Origin of the sequence: Natrinema ejinorense (assembly GCF_002494345.1) — an archaeon.
Taxonomy (GTDB): Archaea; Halobacteriota; Halobacteria; order Halobacteriales; family Natrialbaceae; genus Natrinema; species Natrinema longum.
Map to the genome: position 1 here is coordinate 1555280 of NZ_NXNI01000001.1, position 13830 is coordinate 1569109.

Annotated in this window: 14 protein-coding genes; 4 read left to right on the forward strand and 10 right to left on the reverse strand. The window is 61.1% G+C overall.

Translation table 11 applies throughout. From position 1 onward, the window contains the following. Positions 1 to 4: 4 nt before the first annotated feature. Genes CP557_RS07710 through CP557_RS07720 form a run of 3 tightly spaced genes read right to left on the reverse strand, consistent with a single transcriptional unit; the run spans position 5 to position 3217 of the window. Positions 5 to 2386, reverse strand: coding sequence for an amino acid permease (locus CP557_RS07710; RefSeq protein ID WP_097379368.1), 2382 nt, complete (start codon positions 2384 to 2386; stop codon positions 5 to 7). Positions 2387 to 2439: 53 nt separating this feature from the next. Beyond that, complete coding sequence (locus tag CP557_RS07715; protein ID WP_097379369.1) at positions 2440 to 2862, reverse strand: universal stress protein; 423 nt, start codon at positions 2860 to 2862, stop codon at positions 2440 to 2442. 4 nt (positions 2863 to 2866) lie between these two features. Next, entirely contained in the window at positions 2867 to 3217 is a 351-nt protein-coding gene (locus CP557_RS07720) for a hypothetical protein (protein WP_097379370.1), read from the reverse strand. A gap of 232 nt (positions 3218 to 3449) precedes the next feature. Between CP557_RS07720 and CP557_RS07725 the strand changes: the two genes are divergently transcribed. Beyond that, positions 3450 to 4193 (forward strand): Lrp/AsnC family transcriptional regulator, encoded by a 744-nt coding sequence (locus CP557_RS07725; RefSeq protein WP_097379371.1) that lies wholly within the window; start codon positions 3450 to 3452, stop codon positions 4191 to 4193. Positions 4194 to 4645: 452 nt separating this feature from the next. On the opposite strand, the gene CP557_RS07730 is transcribed toward CP557_RS07725, so the two are convergent. Further along, positions 4646 to 5608 (reverse strand): aminotransferase class IV, encoded by a 963-nt coding sequence (locus tag CP557_RS07730; protein ID WP_097379372.1) that lies wholly within the window; start codon positions 5606 to 5608, stop codon positions 4646 to 4648. 616 nt (positions 5609 to 6224) lie between these two features. Here CP557_RS07730 and CP557_RS07735 point away from each other — a divergent pair. Beyond that, complete coding sequence (locus tag CP557_RS07735; RefSeq protein ID WP_097381572.1) at positions 6225 to 6932, forward strand: hypothetical protein; 708 nt, start codon at positions 6225 to 6227, stop codon at positions 6930 to 6932. A 147-nt stretch (positions 6933 to 7079) separates the two neighbouring features. On the opposite strand, the gene CP557_RS07740 is transcribed toward CP557_RS07735, so the two are convergent. Next, positions 7080 to 7769 (reverse strand): cob(I)yrinic acid a,c-diamide adenosyltransferase, encoded by a 690-nt coding sequence (locus CP557_RS07740; RefSeq protein ID WP_097381573.1) that lies wholly within the window; start codon positions 7767 to 7769, stop codon positions 7080 to 7082. Between the two features lie 113 nt (positions 7770 to 7882). Between CP557_RS07740 and CP557_RS07745 the strand changes: the two genes are divergently transcribed. Further along, the gene (locus CP557_RS07745; protein ID WP_097379373.1) at positions 7883 to 8242 is read left to right on the forward strand and encodes a winged helix-turn-helix domain-containing protein; all 360 of its coding nucleotides are present in this window, start codon (positions 7883 to 7885) and stop codon (positions 8240 to 8242) included. A 236-nt stretch (positions 8243 to 8478) separates the two neighbouring features. Here the strand turns inward: CP557_RS07745 and CP557_RS07750 are convergent, their stop codons facing one another. The 4 genes from CP557_RS07750 to CP557_RS07770 form a co-directional block, all read right to left on the reverse strand. Beyond that, positions 8479 to 9699 (reverse strand): FAD-dependent oxidoreductase, encoded by a 1221-nt coding sequence (locus CP557_RS07750; protein ID WP_097379374.1) that lies wholly within the window; start codon positions 9697 to 9699, stop codon positions 8479 to 8481. 150 nt (positions 9700 to 9849) lie between these two features. Further along, positions 9850 to 10275 carry a CBS domain-containing protein gene (locus tag CP557_RS07755; RefSeq protein ID WP_097379375.1) on the reverse strand — a complete coding sequence of 142 codons (426 nt, stop codon included), beginning with the start codon at positions 10273 to 10275 and terminating at the stop codon, positions 9850 to 9852. Positions 10276 to 10344: 69 nt separating this feature from the next. Next, positions 10345 to 10875: a peptide-methionine (S)-S-oxide reductase MsrA gene (msrA, locus tag CP557_RS07760; protein ID WP_097379376.1), complete on the reverse strand. Its 531-nt coding sequence runs from the start codon at positions 10873 to 10875 to the stop codon at positions 10345 to 10347. A gap of 480 nt (positions 10876 to 11355) precedes the next feature. Then, positions 11356 to 12177 (reverse strand): IS5 family transposase, encoded by an 822-nt coding sequence (locus CP557_RS07770; RefSeq protein ID WP_097379378.1) that lies wholly within the window; start codon positions 12175 to 12177, stop codon positions 11356 to 11358. A gap of 91 nt (positions 12178 to 12268) precedes the next feature. On the opposite strand from CP557_RS07770, the gene CP557_RS07775 reads away from it, so the two are divergent. Further along, positions 12269 to 13039, forward strand: coding sequence for an enoyl-CoA hydratase/isomerase family protein (locus CP557_RS07775; RefSeq protein WP_097381574.1), 771 nt, complete (start codon positions 12269 to 12271; stop codon positions 13037 to 13039). A gap of 30 nt (positions 13040 to 13069) precedes the next feature. Here the strand turns inward: CP557_RS07775 and CP557_RS07780 are convergent, their stop codons facing one another. Beyond that, positions 13070 to 13735, reverse strand: coding sequence for a 2,5-diamino-6-(ribosylamino)-4(3H)-pyrimidinone 5'-phosphate reductase (locus CP557_RS07780; protein ID WP_097379379.1), 666 nt, complete (start codon positions 13733 to 13735; stop codon positions 13070 to 13072). Positions 13736 to 13830: the final 95 nt, after the last annotated feature.

The window sequence follows — 13830 nt, forward strand, 5'->3', positions numbered from 1 at the left end:
GATATTATACCTCGAGCCGCCGTGTGATCGCTTCTCTAATCGACATTGGTGATTCCTCCGGTCCACGAGCCATCACGACTGTTCCGTCTGCGTGCTCACCGATGTTCTCCGGGAGTGAGCCGAACACAGCCTGCGAGACGGTTCCGGACTGCGTTGCGCCCACGCAGATCGTGTCGTACTCGTCTGTGGCGTCGAGGATCGCTCGTTCGACGTTCTCGGCTACTTCGACGCGCGTGTCGAAGGTCATGTACTCGATTCCCGCCTTCTGGGCCAACTCGTCGATCAGGACTTCACCCTGTTGGATGAGGTCTTCGCCGGTATCGTCATCAGCTGGCGGTTGAACGTTAAACAGTGTGAGCGACGCGTCGTCGGACGCGGACACGAACTCGGCGGCGCGCCGTGCGGCGACGGGAGCGTGTGGCCCCTCACCGGCGAGGACCATGATGTCTCCTTCGGCACGGCCACCCTCCGGCCCGAGTTTTACGAGTGTCGCGTCACACGCTGCGCGGCCGATGACCGGATCGATCGTCGAGCCGAGGACGTGATCGCGAGCGCTTCGCGTTCCCTGCCAGCCGATGAGCACGTGGTCAGCGTCCTCGTCTTCGATGACGTCGAGAATCGCCGACCCGGCATCCCGGCCGACGATTGCCCGCGTGCGCAAGCCAACGTCGAGATCCGCCGCGATGTCTCGAGCAGCATCGAGCAGTTGTTGCTGTCGTTCGACGCGCTCTTCCTCGAACGCGAGATTCTGAGACAACGATGTCTGTTGTGGAACTTCGATGACGTTCATCGCGATTACTTCGGCATTTTCCGCGTCGTGAGCGTGTGCACTGGCAGCTGCCATGCGGAGGAGATCACGTTCCGTTTCAGGGTTCGCGACCGGGACGACGACGCGGTATCGCCCCTCACCGTCTGCGACCGGCGACCGTTCGGGCGCGATTGCTTCCCCCACAAGACTCTCGCTGAGTGCTCGTTCGCGGGCGTAGAAATGATACCAGAGGAGCCCAGCGCCGACGATGATGACTCCGATAATGCCGACAGGCGTCGGTGTCACCGGCAGCGTGAGGGTGGTGGTGCCGATCCCCAACTCCGCAGGTACCCAATCAATAGCCATCTGGACGAGAACTGCGAGGCAAGCCAGCATCCCGACAATCGGCACGACAGGATAGAGCAGAGTAGGAATCCGAAACGACGGTTCGTAGGATTCCGGGTTCGCACGGCGCAATACGACCACGGCAACATGGACGAGCGCGTAGGTCACGAGGTACATGAAACTCGCAACCTCGGCCAGCGTCCCGATGCCCACGCCGATCGCGATCAGTACGAGCGTAATGATACCCGTCGCGGTGATCGAGCGGTACGGCGTCCGGAACCGGCTGTGAACTTCGTTGAGCCAGTTGATCAGAATTCGGTCTCGACCCATAGCGAAGTTGACGCGAGCGGCCGAGAGGATACTCGCATTCGCGCTCGAGACGGTCGCGAGGACGGCACCGACGATCATCGCGAGCGCACCGAGACTACCAATCGAGATCTCGAGTCCGAAAATCGAGAGCATCCCGAATCGACTCATGACCGCCGTGGCCACGTCAGCGACGGGAATCGGTGACTCAACGAGTGCGTCCAGCGACAACGTCCCCGTCGAGACGAACATGACGCCCACGTACAGGAGCGTCGGCGTCACGACGGACGCGATCATCGCCAACGGGAGGTTTCGGCTCGGGTTCTTGATCTCCTCGGCGCTGGTCGCGATCACCTCGAAGCCAATAAACGTGACGTAGACCGTGCCAACCGTCGCGGCGACCGCGGGCCATCCGTAGGGGTTGAATTCGCCAATTGATGGGCCGGAGGACGCTCCGAACCCGAGGAATGCGAGGATGAGTCCGACGAGCGTAATGACGATCACGTTCTGGAGCGCACCCGTCTCCTTGACGCCGTAGTAGTTCACACCCGTCAGGAACGCAGCCATCACTAGCGCAGCGACTGTGATCCCGAGGTCTCCCCATCCAGCGAGTAGATCAATGTATTGACCTAGGCCAGGAAGGAGGTACTGGCCGAACCCGATCATGTAGAACGCCGACGCAAAGGTCAGCCCGGCCCACATCCCCCAACCGACGATGCTACCGAAAAGCGGTCCAAGCGCCCTGTTGACGTAATAATAACTCCCACCGGCTTTGGGCATCCCAGTTGCCAGTTCCGACAGTGAGAGCGCGGCGAGTAGCGACACCAACCCACCGACAAAAAAGGAAATCATGCTCGCCGGACCGGCCTGGTCGGCAGCGATACTCGGTAAGACGAAGATCCCTGCACCGATCATCGTCCCGAGGCCGATCGTGTAGGCCTCGAGGAAGCCGAGATCGCGAGCGAGTTCCTGCTCGGCGTCACTCATGGCTCGACACCCGCGCGAACTGTTCGTCCGGTTCTAGTCGGTCACGTCTGCGGTCAACCGTCATCGACGACCTCCTCCTGAAGCGCGATAACCGGCCGATCAGACTCCGTGATGAGTTTGAGCGCTGTATCCCCGGAGAGGAACTGAACGATACGGCTGCCGCCTCGAGGACGGAACGCGATGGAACTGGCCCCAACGTCCGCGGCGACATCGATGATCGCACCGACGACGTCTCTGGAGTATGCAGTCTCGTCGTCCGCGTCAGGGATGGTTTCACGAAACGCGGCAAACGCATCATCAGCCCTCGATTCGGCCTGCTCAAGGGGGAGCTTATCGGGGACGCCTTCGCCTTTCTCGATGACGTGGACAGCTGTGATTCGGTCGAACCGATAGCGTTCGAGAACGGCTGCCGTCGCACGTGCGTCTTCCTCGTCAGCGACTGGCACGAGTGTATGTTCTGTCAGTGATTGCATCATCGGATCACTCCTGAACGTCTCCCAGAAATGCCCAGTGGAGGGTTTCTTCTCCGTCCGGGTGTCGCTCCCGCGTCACATGATAGAGGCTGATGGGCCCTGAGTCCGCTTCGGACTCCTCCTGAGCGGGCGGACGCACTCGCACGAGTGTGTATATTCCCTCGTCCTCGATATCGACTACCTCACCGGTTGCATCCTCGAGAATTTGCTTCTCGAGTGGTGGGTGAATCGACTCGAGACGTCCTTCAACGTATTCTTGTACTGCATGAAGTTCCGACGGATCAAGCGTATCGAGTGTCTCGATGAGGCTATCCGGGAGTTGCTCTGTTAGTGATGGCTCGTCATCTGCGTTGCTCATACAGAAGAGGCTATTCCCGTAGACAAAATAAGTTCCGCTGCAAGTTTTGATTCGTTTATTCAGACGCAGTATTCTTTCTTATCGTTTCCCAGCCAAGGGGCGCTGTATCTCCGGCGATATCACCAGTTCTCCGTTCGATAGTAGATGTCCTTTGGAGAGAATTATGCTGTTTTCCAATCAAGACCCAAAATGAACTTAAAAGTAGCTGGGGAACCAATTATGCGTTATAAATATGGGCCGACGTATCGATGAGATTGATGAGCAGATACTGTATTATCTCGCACAGGAGGGGCGGCATACGTCTGCACCCGATATCGCAGCGGAAGTAGACGTCTCCCCCCCGACCGTCCGCAATCGGATTCGCCGACTCGAGGAAGACGGTGTCATTCAGGGGTACCACGCTCACGTGAATTACGAACGAGCAGACGGTCGACTGACGAACTTATTCATTTGTACCACATCAGCGACTGACCGTCAGGAACTTGCTCAGCGTGTGCTCGACGTTCCGGGTGTTATCAACGTGAGAGAGATCATGACGGGTAAAGGAGATCTCCAAATTAAGGTAGTCGGAGCGGATACCGACGATCTCACGCGAGTTTCACAGGACATCACTGCTCTCGGCATCGAAATCGACGACGAGGGACTCATTCACCGAGAGTACTTCCGTCCGTACGCGCAGTTCGGCCCACGAGAAAAAGAACCGATTTCGCCAGTAACTGGCGTTGCAGGACTTTCGGGGGATGCAGACGTAATCGAAGTTATTGTCAAAGACGAAGCGCCGATTGCTGGCAAGACTCTCCAAAAGGCGAACGAGGAGGGACTGATTCCACCAGGTGTACTAGTCGTGAGAATCGACCGAGACGATCAGGCTATCACCCCTACAGGAGAGACCATAATCAAGGAGGACGACTTCGTGACAATCCACTCGCGGTCGGGAATCACTGATGAGACCTTAGAGATGTTTACTGGCACATAGATTTGCTGGATACCACAATCTGGCAGAGATCTTCTTTGACGTTGTAGAGCGTCTTGTTGAACCGCCAGCCTTGAACGCCATTTCCGTGAGACGGACGTCATCTGGATTGTCCTCGACCAACAAGATGTCCGCGGCTCGTAGTCCCACCGCCCAGTCATTGGGTTCCCTTCTCGTCACCCAGCAATGTGATGCTCACTGTCGCGCACCCTCCGCGCGACATAGTCGATCCAATCACCCAGCCTCCCGTTCCGACCCTTCCCGGTGACCGTCCTCCCCCGACCCCGGGATTTGAGGTTTTCTCGTCGCGACGATACACCGAGCTATGGGCCTCGAGTGATGGCACCTACCCGAGCTCGAGTGCCGAGGCCCGCGATTTTGAGAGGAACGGGCGGGAGCGAACACCACTCTGAAACCGTCGGTAACACGGGGATCGATAGCAGCAGTAGCGTACGTCACTGGACTCCGTGATCACCGCCCAGCTGAAGCGTCTCCGGGCGTTCCTCGAGGTCTAAGTGCTTCAGGAACCGCGCGACGATATCGACGTCCACGAGGTCGCTGTGAGCGTCCAGCAGCCGTTCGGTTATCGGGCCGGGACGACCGGATCCGATTTCGGTCCCGTCGACCTTCGTGATCGGCGCGACGACGTGTGAGGTGTTCGTCCAGAACACCTCGTCGGCATTGTAGACGTCGTACAGTTGCAGGTCCGTCTCCTCGACGGGAATACCGAGTTCCTCCCTCGCGAGTCGAATCGTGGTTTCTCGGGTGATCCCGGGGAGCGCATCGGTAAGCGGCGGCGTCCGGAGTGTTCCGTCGGTGACGACGAATATGTTCCCGATAGCGGTTTCCGTGACGTTCCCGTCGCTATCCAACAACAGCGGATCGGCGTTCGAATCCCGCTGTTTGGCCTCGATGTCGGCTAACACGAAATGCATCCGCGACCGGTGTTTGACCAGTGGGCTGATCGACTCGTTCGGTACTTGTCTGACGCTCGAGGTGACGAAGTGTTTGCCGTCGATGAAATCCCTGGCCATCCGCTCGAAAGGGAGCGGCCTCGCCGACACGATGACCCGGGGTGGCTCGTGACACCCCTCGTATACGTTCCACCCGCCGGAGACGCTGATGAAGACCATGAAGTCCTCGTCGGGACCGGCGAGATCGACGTTGCGATCGACGACATCGCGGACGATGCCCGACAGCTCTTCGGGACGCATCTCGAGGGGCATTTTCGAGGCCCGGCACGATTTGAACGTTCGCTCGACGTGTTCGGCCAGTTGGTACGGCTCGTGTTCCAACGTGATCAGCAGATCGTAAATGTTGTATCCCCACTGGAACCCCGGATCATCGATGGGGACTTTCGCTTCGGATAGTGGGACGATGTCGCCGTCGTGGTAAGCCTCGAGCTCGCTTTCGTTCATCGCTCCCAGGAGGTTTCGGAGAGAAGCTAATAACCCTGTGGGCTGGTGACATTCGACAGACTATTACAGCCTTCTTCGGTATCGTCCCGCGTGTGGCAGTGAGGCGAGACACGCCGCATGGCCGAGTTCGGATTCGGCCGACTGTGTGGACGCAACCGACGACATCACTCCGGCAGTAGTATAGTAGCGACCGCAAGTCACTGCACGCCTGCCCGCATGACGGCGTTGTGGTCAGTGTGTAAATCGTTTCAGTAGCTACTATAACAACCGTGTCGACGGCAACCGGTGTCTCCGCGTGGGGTCCGTCGCATCGGTATCAGCGGCTCCCGTTTTCCCTCCCGGTCCGGTTACCACCAAGATGCGAATCACGATCGAACTTCTTTTCGTCTATATCACCACGGTAACAACGTGCTACGAACTGGCAGCCAGCGATCCTGGCGTTGGCTACGCAGCTGCCAGCACCGTGTCGTGAGAGTGGCAATGGTCTTCTCAGCGATCGGACGGCTATCACTCGAGTATCCCGAATTCGAGTAGACGAGTATTTTCGTCTGCGGTTCTGATAGCTAGTAATGCAATCGGAAACCCAACACACTCGAGCGGTCGAGAGGTGTCGACGATGAACCCGACTCGCGTCGATTTCCTCGTCGATCTCGCGTACGGCGTTATGATCTTCGCAGCGGTCGTGTTCATTCTCGTCGTCGAGACCGGCGTTGGCGTCGCGTTCGGGCTCGGCGTGTTAGTCTCCTACGTCATCCACGTCGCCTGGAAGATGGCTCGGTTCGATCCCGACTGGATGACGACGGAGGTCGCCCAGCGGGTCGAAGAGACAGTCAGCGACACGGTCAGTAAGGAGGTCGAAGAGACGGTTACCGGAACGGTCAGCAAAGAGGTCGAAGAGACAGTCAGCGACACGGTCAGTAAGGAAGTCGAGGAAACCGTCAGCGACACGGTTAGCAAAGAGGTCGAAGAAACCGTCAGCGATACGGTCAGCAAAGAGGTCGAAGAGACCGTCAGCGATACGGTCAGTAAGGAAGTCGAGGAAACCGTCAGCGACACGGTTAGCAAGGAAGTCGAAGAAACCGTCAGCGACACGGTCAGCAAGGAAGTCGACAACGTGGCCGAGAAAGTCGGGAAAACCGTTAGCGAGGACGTGAACAAAACGGTCGAGGAGACCGTCAGCGATACGGTCAGCAAGGAGGTCGAAAAGACGGTCGGTAAGGTCGACGGTGACGGATCGACGACCGACGAGTCGGCCGAGACGGACGACGATTCGACGTCCGATGACGAGCAAGAGTCCCAGCCCTCGAGTTCGGAGTCACGATAACTCGAGTCGGCTCGGTCTCGAAATCGGATCCGGAAGTCACGTCGAGGGCAGTTGCGGCCCCGTAGCCGTTCCCCGATCGGCCCTGATCGACGTTTGGGGCAGTCGAGGGGGATCGATCGGTCCGTTCGCGGCCCGCCTCGCGCACCCTCAGAACTCGGTCCCGCGGCGTGCCCGCTGGCCGTCGTCGATCGGGTGTTTCACCTTGCGGACGTTCGTGATCAGGTCCGCACGATCCGCGAGGTACGACGGCTCGGTGTGGCTCCCCGAGAGCACCAGTTCGAGCTCCGTCGGCTTCGCGTCGATGAGGTCGTGGACCTCCCCCTCCGAGAGCAAGCCACGATCCGCGGCGTAGAGCACTTCGTCCAGAATCAGCATGTGCATTCCCGCTTCCGGCTCCGCGTCGGGGTCGATCGGCTCGTCGAGATCGGCTTCCCCCGCTGCCTCGAGCAAGTCGTGTGCGCGCTCGAGTCCGGCCTGCGCTTCGGCTTCGTGGTCGGCCTCGTCGCTCCCGTCTGCCATCCCGTGCCAGCCGTAGTGCCCGAGGTTCTCGTAGCTGAACCCCGGGAGCGCGGCGATGGCGTTGTACTCGCCGCGGACTGCGTCGACGCTCGAGGCCCCGCCTTTCATGAACTGGAGCATGTGAACGCGGTAGCCGTGTCCCACAGCGCGCATCCCCATGCCGAGCGAGGCCGTCGTCTTCCCTTTTCCGTCGCCCCACCAGACCTGTACGAGGCCGAACTCCTCGGGAGCGGCGGGTTCGATCCGCTCGGCTTCGGGCGTTCGCCCCTGTCCGGGGGTGTTCTCGACCGCGGATTCCGGTGTTCGATCGTCGCTCATACGAAATCGGTCGGCCCGATCGTACATGTAGTTGCTCCATCGGTCCGTGACACACCTGTGTCCGCGCTAACCAAACGTGTCTTTAGTCCTCGCTCCTAACCAGGTGGCATCCAATGTCCCTCGAGATCTCCGCATCGGACGATGCGCCCGCCTTCGAGTGCGTTGTTGCCGCACTCGACGACAGTGGCTGCCGGGAGATCATCGCGGTGCTCGAGGAGCCGATGACGGTCGAGGCGATCGCCGAAACGACTGGGCAGCCCCTCTCGACGACCTATCGCAAACTCGACTGCCTGACCGAGGCCGGGGTCGTCGAGGAAACCGTCGGCGTCCGCCGGGGCCGACACCGGAAATCGCGATACGTCGCAAATCTCGACCGGATCTCGATCACCCTCGACGACGACAACGAACTGTGCGTCGATATCGACCACACGACGGAGCACGGGCTTTGGTCGGACCTCAAACGGGAGTTTTGATCCGGCCGGCCAGCCCGCCGTCGGCTCGAAGGGCTCGTCCTTCCGATCGTTCGGTCGACCCGCCCTCGACGGAACGACGGACGGCGTCGCCACGGGACAGGCCGAGGGGGGCGCTCCTGTACGGTCTCGATCGACCATCGCCGTAGCACACCTGCGGCCGTCTACAGCATTGTCACACCGGTGGCCGTCTGTAGCACTGTCCCGACGGGGGATTCGATCGCGACGCGGACCCGGGACTATCGACCGACGAGATCGCTATCGGTGGGTCCCTGTCCGTCGAACTGCCGGACGAACTCGTCGAGCAGCGCCGGCTCCAACGCGCCCGGCAGTCGCTCGTCAGCAGTCGAACACGTCGCCTCCACGCCGAGTCGATCGCAGACGAGATCCGCGGTCGCCTCGGCCATCCGGCGGTACGTCGTCAACTTTCCGCCGACGATGCTACAGCAGTTCTCGACGCCCTCGTCGCCGTGATCCAGCAGGTGAAACCCGCGGGAGATGCCGCGGCCACCGCGAGCGGCTTCGTCGGGTTCGTACAGCGGGCGGACGCCCCACCACGTCCGAACGCGATCGGCGTCGGTGACCGGCGGGAGCATCGCCGCGCATTCGGACGCCGTCTGCTCGATCTCCCAGTCAGCCCGCTCGTAGTCGTCGGGGTCGTCGACCGACACGCTCGTCGTTCCGAGAACGACCTCCCCGTCGTGTGGGACGATGATATCTCCGTCCGCCGGCTCGCGACATCGGTTGAGTACCGGCTCGAGGTCGTCGTACGCGACCGAGACCATGACGCCGCGGGTCGGACGCATCTCGACGGAGACGCCGGCCAACTCGGCGACGTGGCCGGCGTGGGGGCCTGTCGCGTTCACGACGTAGCTCGGTCGGACCGTTTCGTCGACCGCGCCGCCGAGCGTGACGGTCGTTACCCGGCCGCCCTCGACGGTCATCGACGTGACCGGTGCGTGGGTGCAGATTCGTGCGCCGTGCTCGCGAGCGTCGGCCGCGTTGGCGGCGACCAGCCGGGACGGGGCGACCACGCCGTCCGGAACCCACATCGCCCGTTCGACCTCGTCGGCGAGCTCCGGGACCGTCTCGCGGGCGGTCTCCCCGTCGACCACTTTGGTCGGGATTCCGATGTCGGCACAGGCGTCGCGCTTCGCCTCGAAATACCCCGGATCGTCGTCGCCCAGTTGCACGAACAGGCCGCGGGTCTCCCGGATGCACGCGCCCGCAATTCGGCGCAGGGTTCGGTTTTCCTCGAGACATCCGCGAGCCTCGGGACCGTCCGCTTCGGCATAGCGAGCCCCGCTGTGAAGCAGGCCGTGGGAGCGTCCCGACGTTCCCGAAGAGAGGCCATCCCGCTCGACGAGCGTGACGTCGACGCCTCTGAGCGCGAGGTCCCTGGCGATTCCCGTCCCGGTAGCACCGCCGCCGATAACGAGGGCGTCCGTTCGGCTATCCATACTCCACCTACGGCCCCCAGACGGACGAACGTTTCACCGCACTGGGTCGGTGGTCGGTCCGGATGGAAAACCGACGACGGAAGGGGACGACGTTGAGGATCGGGATCGAATCGAGGCGGAAAACGTCGGTTCGGTCATCGGATCGCTGCGTTACGGACTGTACTCGGGCGACTGTGCCTCGATCGTGGCGGCGACGTTCTCGAGTTCCTCGCCGATCGTCGCGACCAGGTCGTCCAGCGTCGCGATGCCCGCTAATTCGCCGTCGTCGTCGACGATGGGGAACCGGCGGACGTTGTTGTCGCGGATCGCCTCCGAGATCGCCAACGGGTCGTCATCCTCGTGGACCGTCACTGGATTGTCCGTCATTACGTCTTCGACCGACGCCGAACCGACGTCGTCGTGCTCGTGGATCGCGAGGGCCGCATCGCGGTCGGTAATCATGCCGACGGGTTCGTCGTTTTCGGTGACGACGACCGAACCGACGTTTTCCGCCTCGAGCGTGGCCGTGATCTCCTCGAGGTCGGTGTCTGGACTCGTCGTGACGACGTTCTGTGGGCCGAGTTTGCCGAGTGACATGGGTCACCCGTACTCGGGCGAAGCGTGGTATTCAAGCTGGAGCTTTTGTGTGACCGCAAGTCAGCGAACCTACTGTTCCGCGGCGACGTTCTCGGCGAACTTCTCGCGGACCTTCTCGACTTTCGGGGCCGCGTGCATCGTACAGTAGGCGTCGTTGGGATTCTTCTCGAAGTAGTCTTGATGTTTTTCCTCCGCACGATAGAAGGTTTCCAGCGGTTCCAGCTCGGTCACGACGTCGTCGTCGTACTCCGCGTCGAGGGCCTCGATGTACGCCTCGGCCTGCTCGTGTTGCTCGTCGTCGTGGGACAGGACGATAGACCGGTACTGCGTCCCGACGTCGGGTCCCTGTCTGTTCAACTGCGTTGGGTCGTGGGTGGCGAAAAACACCTCGAGCAGTTCGTCGTAGCCGATGACGTCGGGATCGTACTCGACCTGGACGACTTCCGCGTGGCCGGTGGATCCGGAACAGACCTCTCGGTAGGAGGGGTCTTCGACGTGCCCGCCGGCGTAGCCGGACGTGACCGACGCCACGCCCTCGAGTTCTTTCATCGCCGCCTCGGTACACCAGAAACAACCGCCGCCGAACGTGGCTCGTTCCATAGCGGGGGATAGGGCGTGACCGAGGAAAGATGTGACGGGCGAAACGGTTCCGTTAGCGGGACGACCGGCCCCTGCCCTGGGGCGTGAATTAGGTGCGAAAGGCTCTGTTGAAATCCTATTTGTTCGACACCTTCACCGCTGAAACAGCCGTTAGTTAGAACTGCGTATCCATCAAGAACCACGCTGGCGGAGATACACTCCTCCGGCGAGGCAAACCACTGCCACAAGCAACAATCCGCCACTCACAATGTCTCCAAGCGTTCCAGAAACTCCCGGATTACTCACTATTCCGAGACTGTTCTGAAACACGACTAATTGGATTACTAAGGCCAGCCCTCCGACCCCTATCAATAACTGTTCTCCACTACGGTTTTGAGTATCGTTCATAGTGTACCTATCCAGAGAGAATATAGATACTTTGGGGACACAGGATATTCTCGGAGATTCCTGAATGGGAGATTAGAACCCTATATCTAACGTTCAGAGTGCCTTGTCGATGTTGTGAGTGAGACAGCCGACAACGAGTTCACGGAATTGCTTCCACCAGAGTCGTGAGCGGACGAATGCGCCATATTTCCGTTTAATGCGAGAGTTTACCGTTTCATTCTGACTACGTTGACCGTAGAGGTCGGCGTCCAACCGTGAGTTCCATGCCTTGTGGAGCGGCGAAAATTCTCGATGTTTGATGACCGGACGAACACCATCTTCACGGGCTAACGCGCGAATCATCTGGTCGTCGTATCCCTTGTCACCAAGGAGAATCGCTACTTCATCGGTATTCCGCTTGATGAGCGACGGTGCGATTTGTGAGTCGTGTTTTCGTGTCGTCGTCACGTGTAAGTCGATGATTGTGTTCACTCTCGTGTCCACGAGAAGTGTGACTTTCAGCTGTTGAATCGTCAGCTTCGTTCGTTTCGTGTAGCGCTTCGAGGCGTGACTGCGGTCAAAGCCGGAGGCATCGATCCCGACGACACCGTTGGTCGGGAGGAGTGTGATCGAGAGGTTGAGCAGGACGCGCCAAACTGCCATATTGAGTCGATTGAACGCCTTACACAACGTCGAAGGAGAGGGGAGTTCCTCCAGATCGATGGCTCCCCGAATCCGAGGCATCTCGATAAGTTCGTCGAGAAGCGTCCGGTACGTCGTATTCTTCCGAACTTTGAGACAGAGCAAAACGATGTGTTGATGGAGTGTGTATCGCCGTTTCGAGAATTTCGAGGAATAGCGAGCGACAGATCGCCGAGCCAAGTGCATCGCTTGCTCAACGAATCGGAGCAACTGCGACTTTGGGAGGGCCTTCATCCGGTCAGACTACCGGGCGAACCTGTAACTCTCTGAGGATTTCAACAGAGCCGTGCGAAAGGATATGGCGATCGCTCCCAAACGCGGGGACATGTCATGGGACACAGTCCGACTCGAGTGGGACGACACCGTCGCGACGCTGACCGTCGACCGACCCGACGCGCTCAACGCGTTGAACGTCGACACGCTCGAGGCGATGAGCGAAGCGATCGCGGAAGCCGCGGCCGAAGATGCGCGCGCACTCGTCCTGACGGGGGCCGGCGATGCGTTCATCGCCGGAGCGGACATCAAGTACATGCAGGACCTGTCGGCGGAAGCCGCACAGGAGTGGGGAGAGCTGGGGCACGAGGTGGCCAACGCCCTCGAGGCGTTCCCCGCGCCGACGATCGCGGCGGTCAACGGCTACGCCTTCGGCGGCGGCTGCGAGATGGCACTGGCCTGTGATCTCCGCGTCGCGGCCGAGTCGGCGCTGATCGGCAACACCGAGATCGATCTGGGGATCATTCCCGGCTGGGGTGCCACCCAGCGGCTGCCGCGGCTGGTCGGCGACGAGACCGCGCGACGGATGATCTTCCTTGGCGAGCGCCTCGACGCCGATTCGGCCGCCGAGGCCGGCCTGTTCGGCGAAGTCGTTGCCGACGACGATCTCGCGGACGTCGTCTCCGAGTTGGCCGACCGACTCGCCGCGAAACCGGCGTTCGCGATGTGGACCGCCAAGCAAGCGATCAATCAGGGCCAGGAAGGGTCGCAGGGAAGCGGCCTGGCATACGAGAAACGCGCCTTCGCGAGCCTCTTCGGGACGCACGACCAGCGTGAAGGGATGGCAGCGTTCGTCGAGGATCGGGAGCCTGAGTTCGAGTAACGCGGGCACCGGCGCGCTCTCGGCCACACGCTAGCGGTCGTCGACGCGCCACGTCAACACCACGCCGTCGTCGAGCCGGTCGACGGCTGCGAGCTCGAGCGTCGGGAACTCCGAAACGAACCCCTCGCCGTCGGCGAGGGTCGGGGCGTCGCGACCGCCGATGATTTTCGGGCCGACGAACAGCCGTAGCTCGTCGACCAGTCCGGCCTCGAACAGCGAGAAGATGAGTTCGCCGCCACCCTCGACCATGAGTTGCTCGAGGCCTTCCTCCTGCAGCGTTGCAAAGGCCCGCAGGAGGTCGACGCGCCCCTCGCCCGCCGTAATCAACTCGGCGTGGTCGGCGAGGGCCATCCGTCGATCGACGGGTGCGGCCTCGCTCAGGCAGACGTACGTCGTCGCCTCGTCGTCGAGGATCGCCGCATCCGTCGGGGTCCGTCCGCTCGAGTCGACGACGACACGCGCGGGGTTGCCGGGGCGGTCGTCCTCCCGGCGTTGGCTCCGCAGGTCGTCGTCTTTGACCGTCAGATGGGGGTCATCCGCGAGGACGGTCCCGACGCCGACGACGACGGCATCGCTCGCTGCCCGGAGGCGATCGACGCGTGCGAAGTCGTCGGCACCGCTGATCGCGAGCTGTTCGCGCCGGCGCGAGGAGAGTTTGCCGTCCGCGCTCGCGGCAGCGTTGACGATGACGTCCATACCCGTGGTGGGGCGCCCGCTCGTAAAGAAATGTCCGTCTCTCGTCGATCGGTCTCCTCGGCTGCGAGCGACGGATGCCGGTCTAGGCGATACTA

Excerpts from the sequence above, each read along its gene's own strand:
- CP557_RS07710 (WP_097379368.1), bottom strand. The coding sequence starts at position 2,386 with ATGAGTGACGCCGAGCAGGAACTCGCTCGCGATCTCGGCTTCCTCGAG.
- CP557_RS07715 (WP_097379369.1), bottom strand. The coding sequence starts at position 2,862 with ATGATGCAATCACTGACAGAACATACACTCGTGCCAGTCGCTGACGAG.
- CP557_RS07720 (WP_097379370.1), bottom strand. The coding sequence starts at position 3,217 with ATGAGCAACGCAGATGACGAGCCATCACTAACAGAGCAACTCCCGGAT.
- CP557_RS07725 (WP_097379371.1), top strand. The coding sequence starts at position 3,450 with ATGGGCCGACGTATCGATGAGATTGATGAGCAGATACTGTATTATCTC.
- CP557_RS07730 (WP_097379372.1), bottom strand. The coding sequence starts at position 5,608 with ATGAACGAAAGCGAGCTCGAGGCTTACCACGACGGCGACATCGTCCCA.
- CP557_RS07735 (WP_097381572.1), top strand. The coding sequence starts at position 6,225 with ATGAACCCGACTCGCGTCGATTTCCTCGTCGATCTCGCGTACGGCGTT.
- CP557_RS07740 (WP_097381573.1), bottom strand. The coding sequence starts at position 7,769 with ATGAGCGACGATCGAACACCGGAATCCGCGGTCGAGAACACCCCCGGA.
- CP557_RS07745 (WP_097379373.1), top strand. The coding sequence starts at position 7,883 with ATGTCCCTCGAGATCTCCGCATCGGACGATGCGCCCGCCTTCGAGTGC.
- CP557_RS07750 (WP_097379374.1), bottom strand. The coding sequence starts at position 9,699 with ATGGATAGCCGAACGGACGCCCTCGTTATCGGCGGCGGTGCTACCGGG.
- CP557_RS07755 (WP_097379375.1), bottom strand. The coding sequence starts at position 10,275 with ATGTCACTCGGCAAACTCGGCCCACAGAACGTCGTCACGACGAGTCCA.
- msrA (WP_097379376.1), bottom strand. The coding sequence starts at position 10,875 with ATGGAACGAGCCACGTTCGGCGGCGGTTGTTTCTGGTGTACCGAGGCG.
- CP557_RS07770 (WP_097379378.1), bottom strand. The coding sequence starts at position 12,177 with ATGAAGGCCCTCCCAAAGTCGCAGTTGCTCCGATTCGTTGAGCAAGCG.
- CP557_RS07775 (WP_097381574.1), top strand. The coding sequence starts at position 12,269 with ATGTCATGGGACACAGTCCGACTCGAGTGGGACGACACCGTCGCGACG.
- CP557_RS07780 (WP_097379379.1), bottom strand. The coding sequence starts at position 13,735 with ATGGACGTCATCGTCAACGCTGCCGCGAGCGCGGACGGCAAACTCTCC.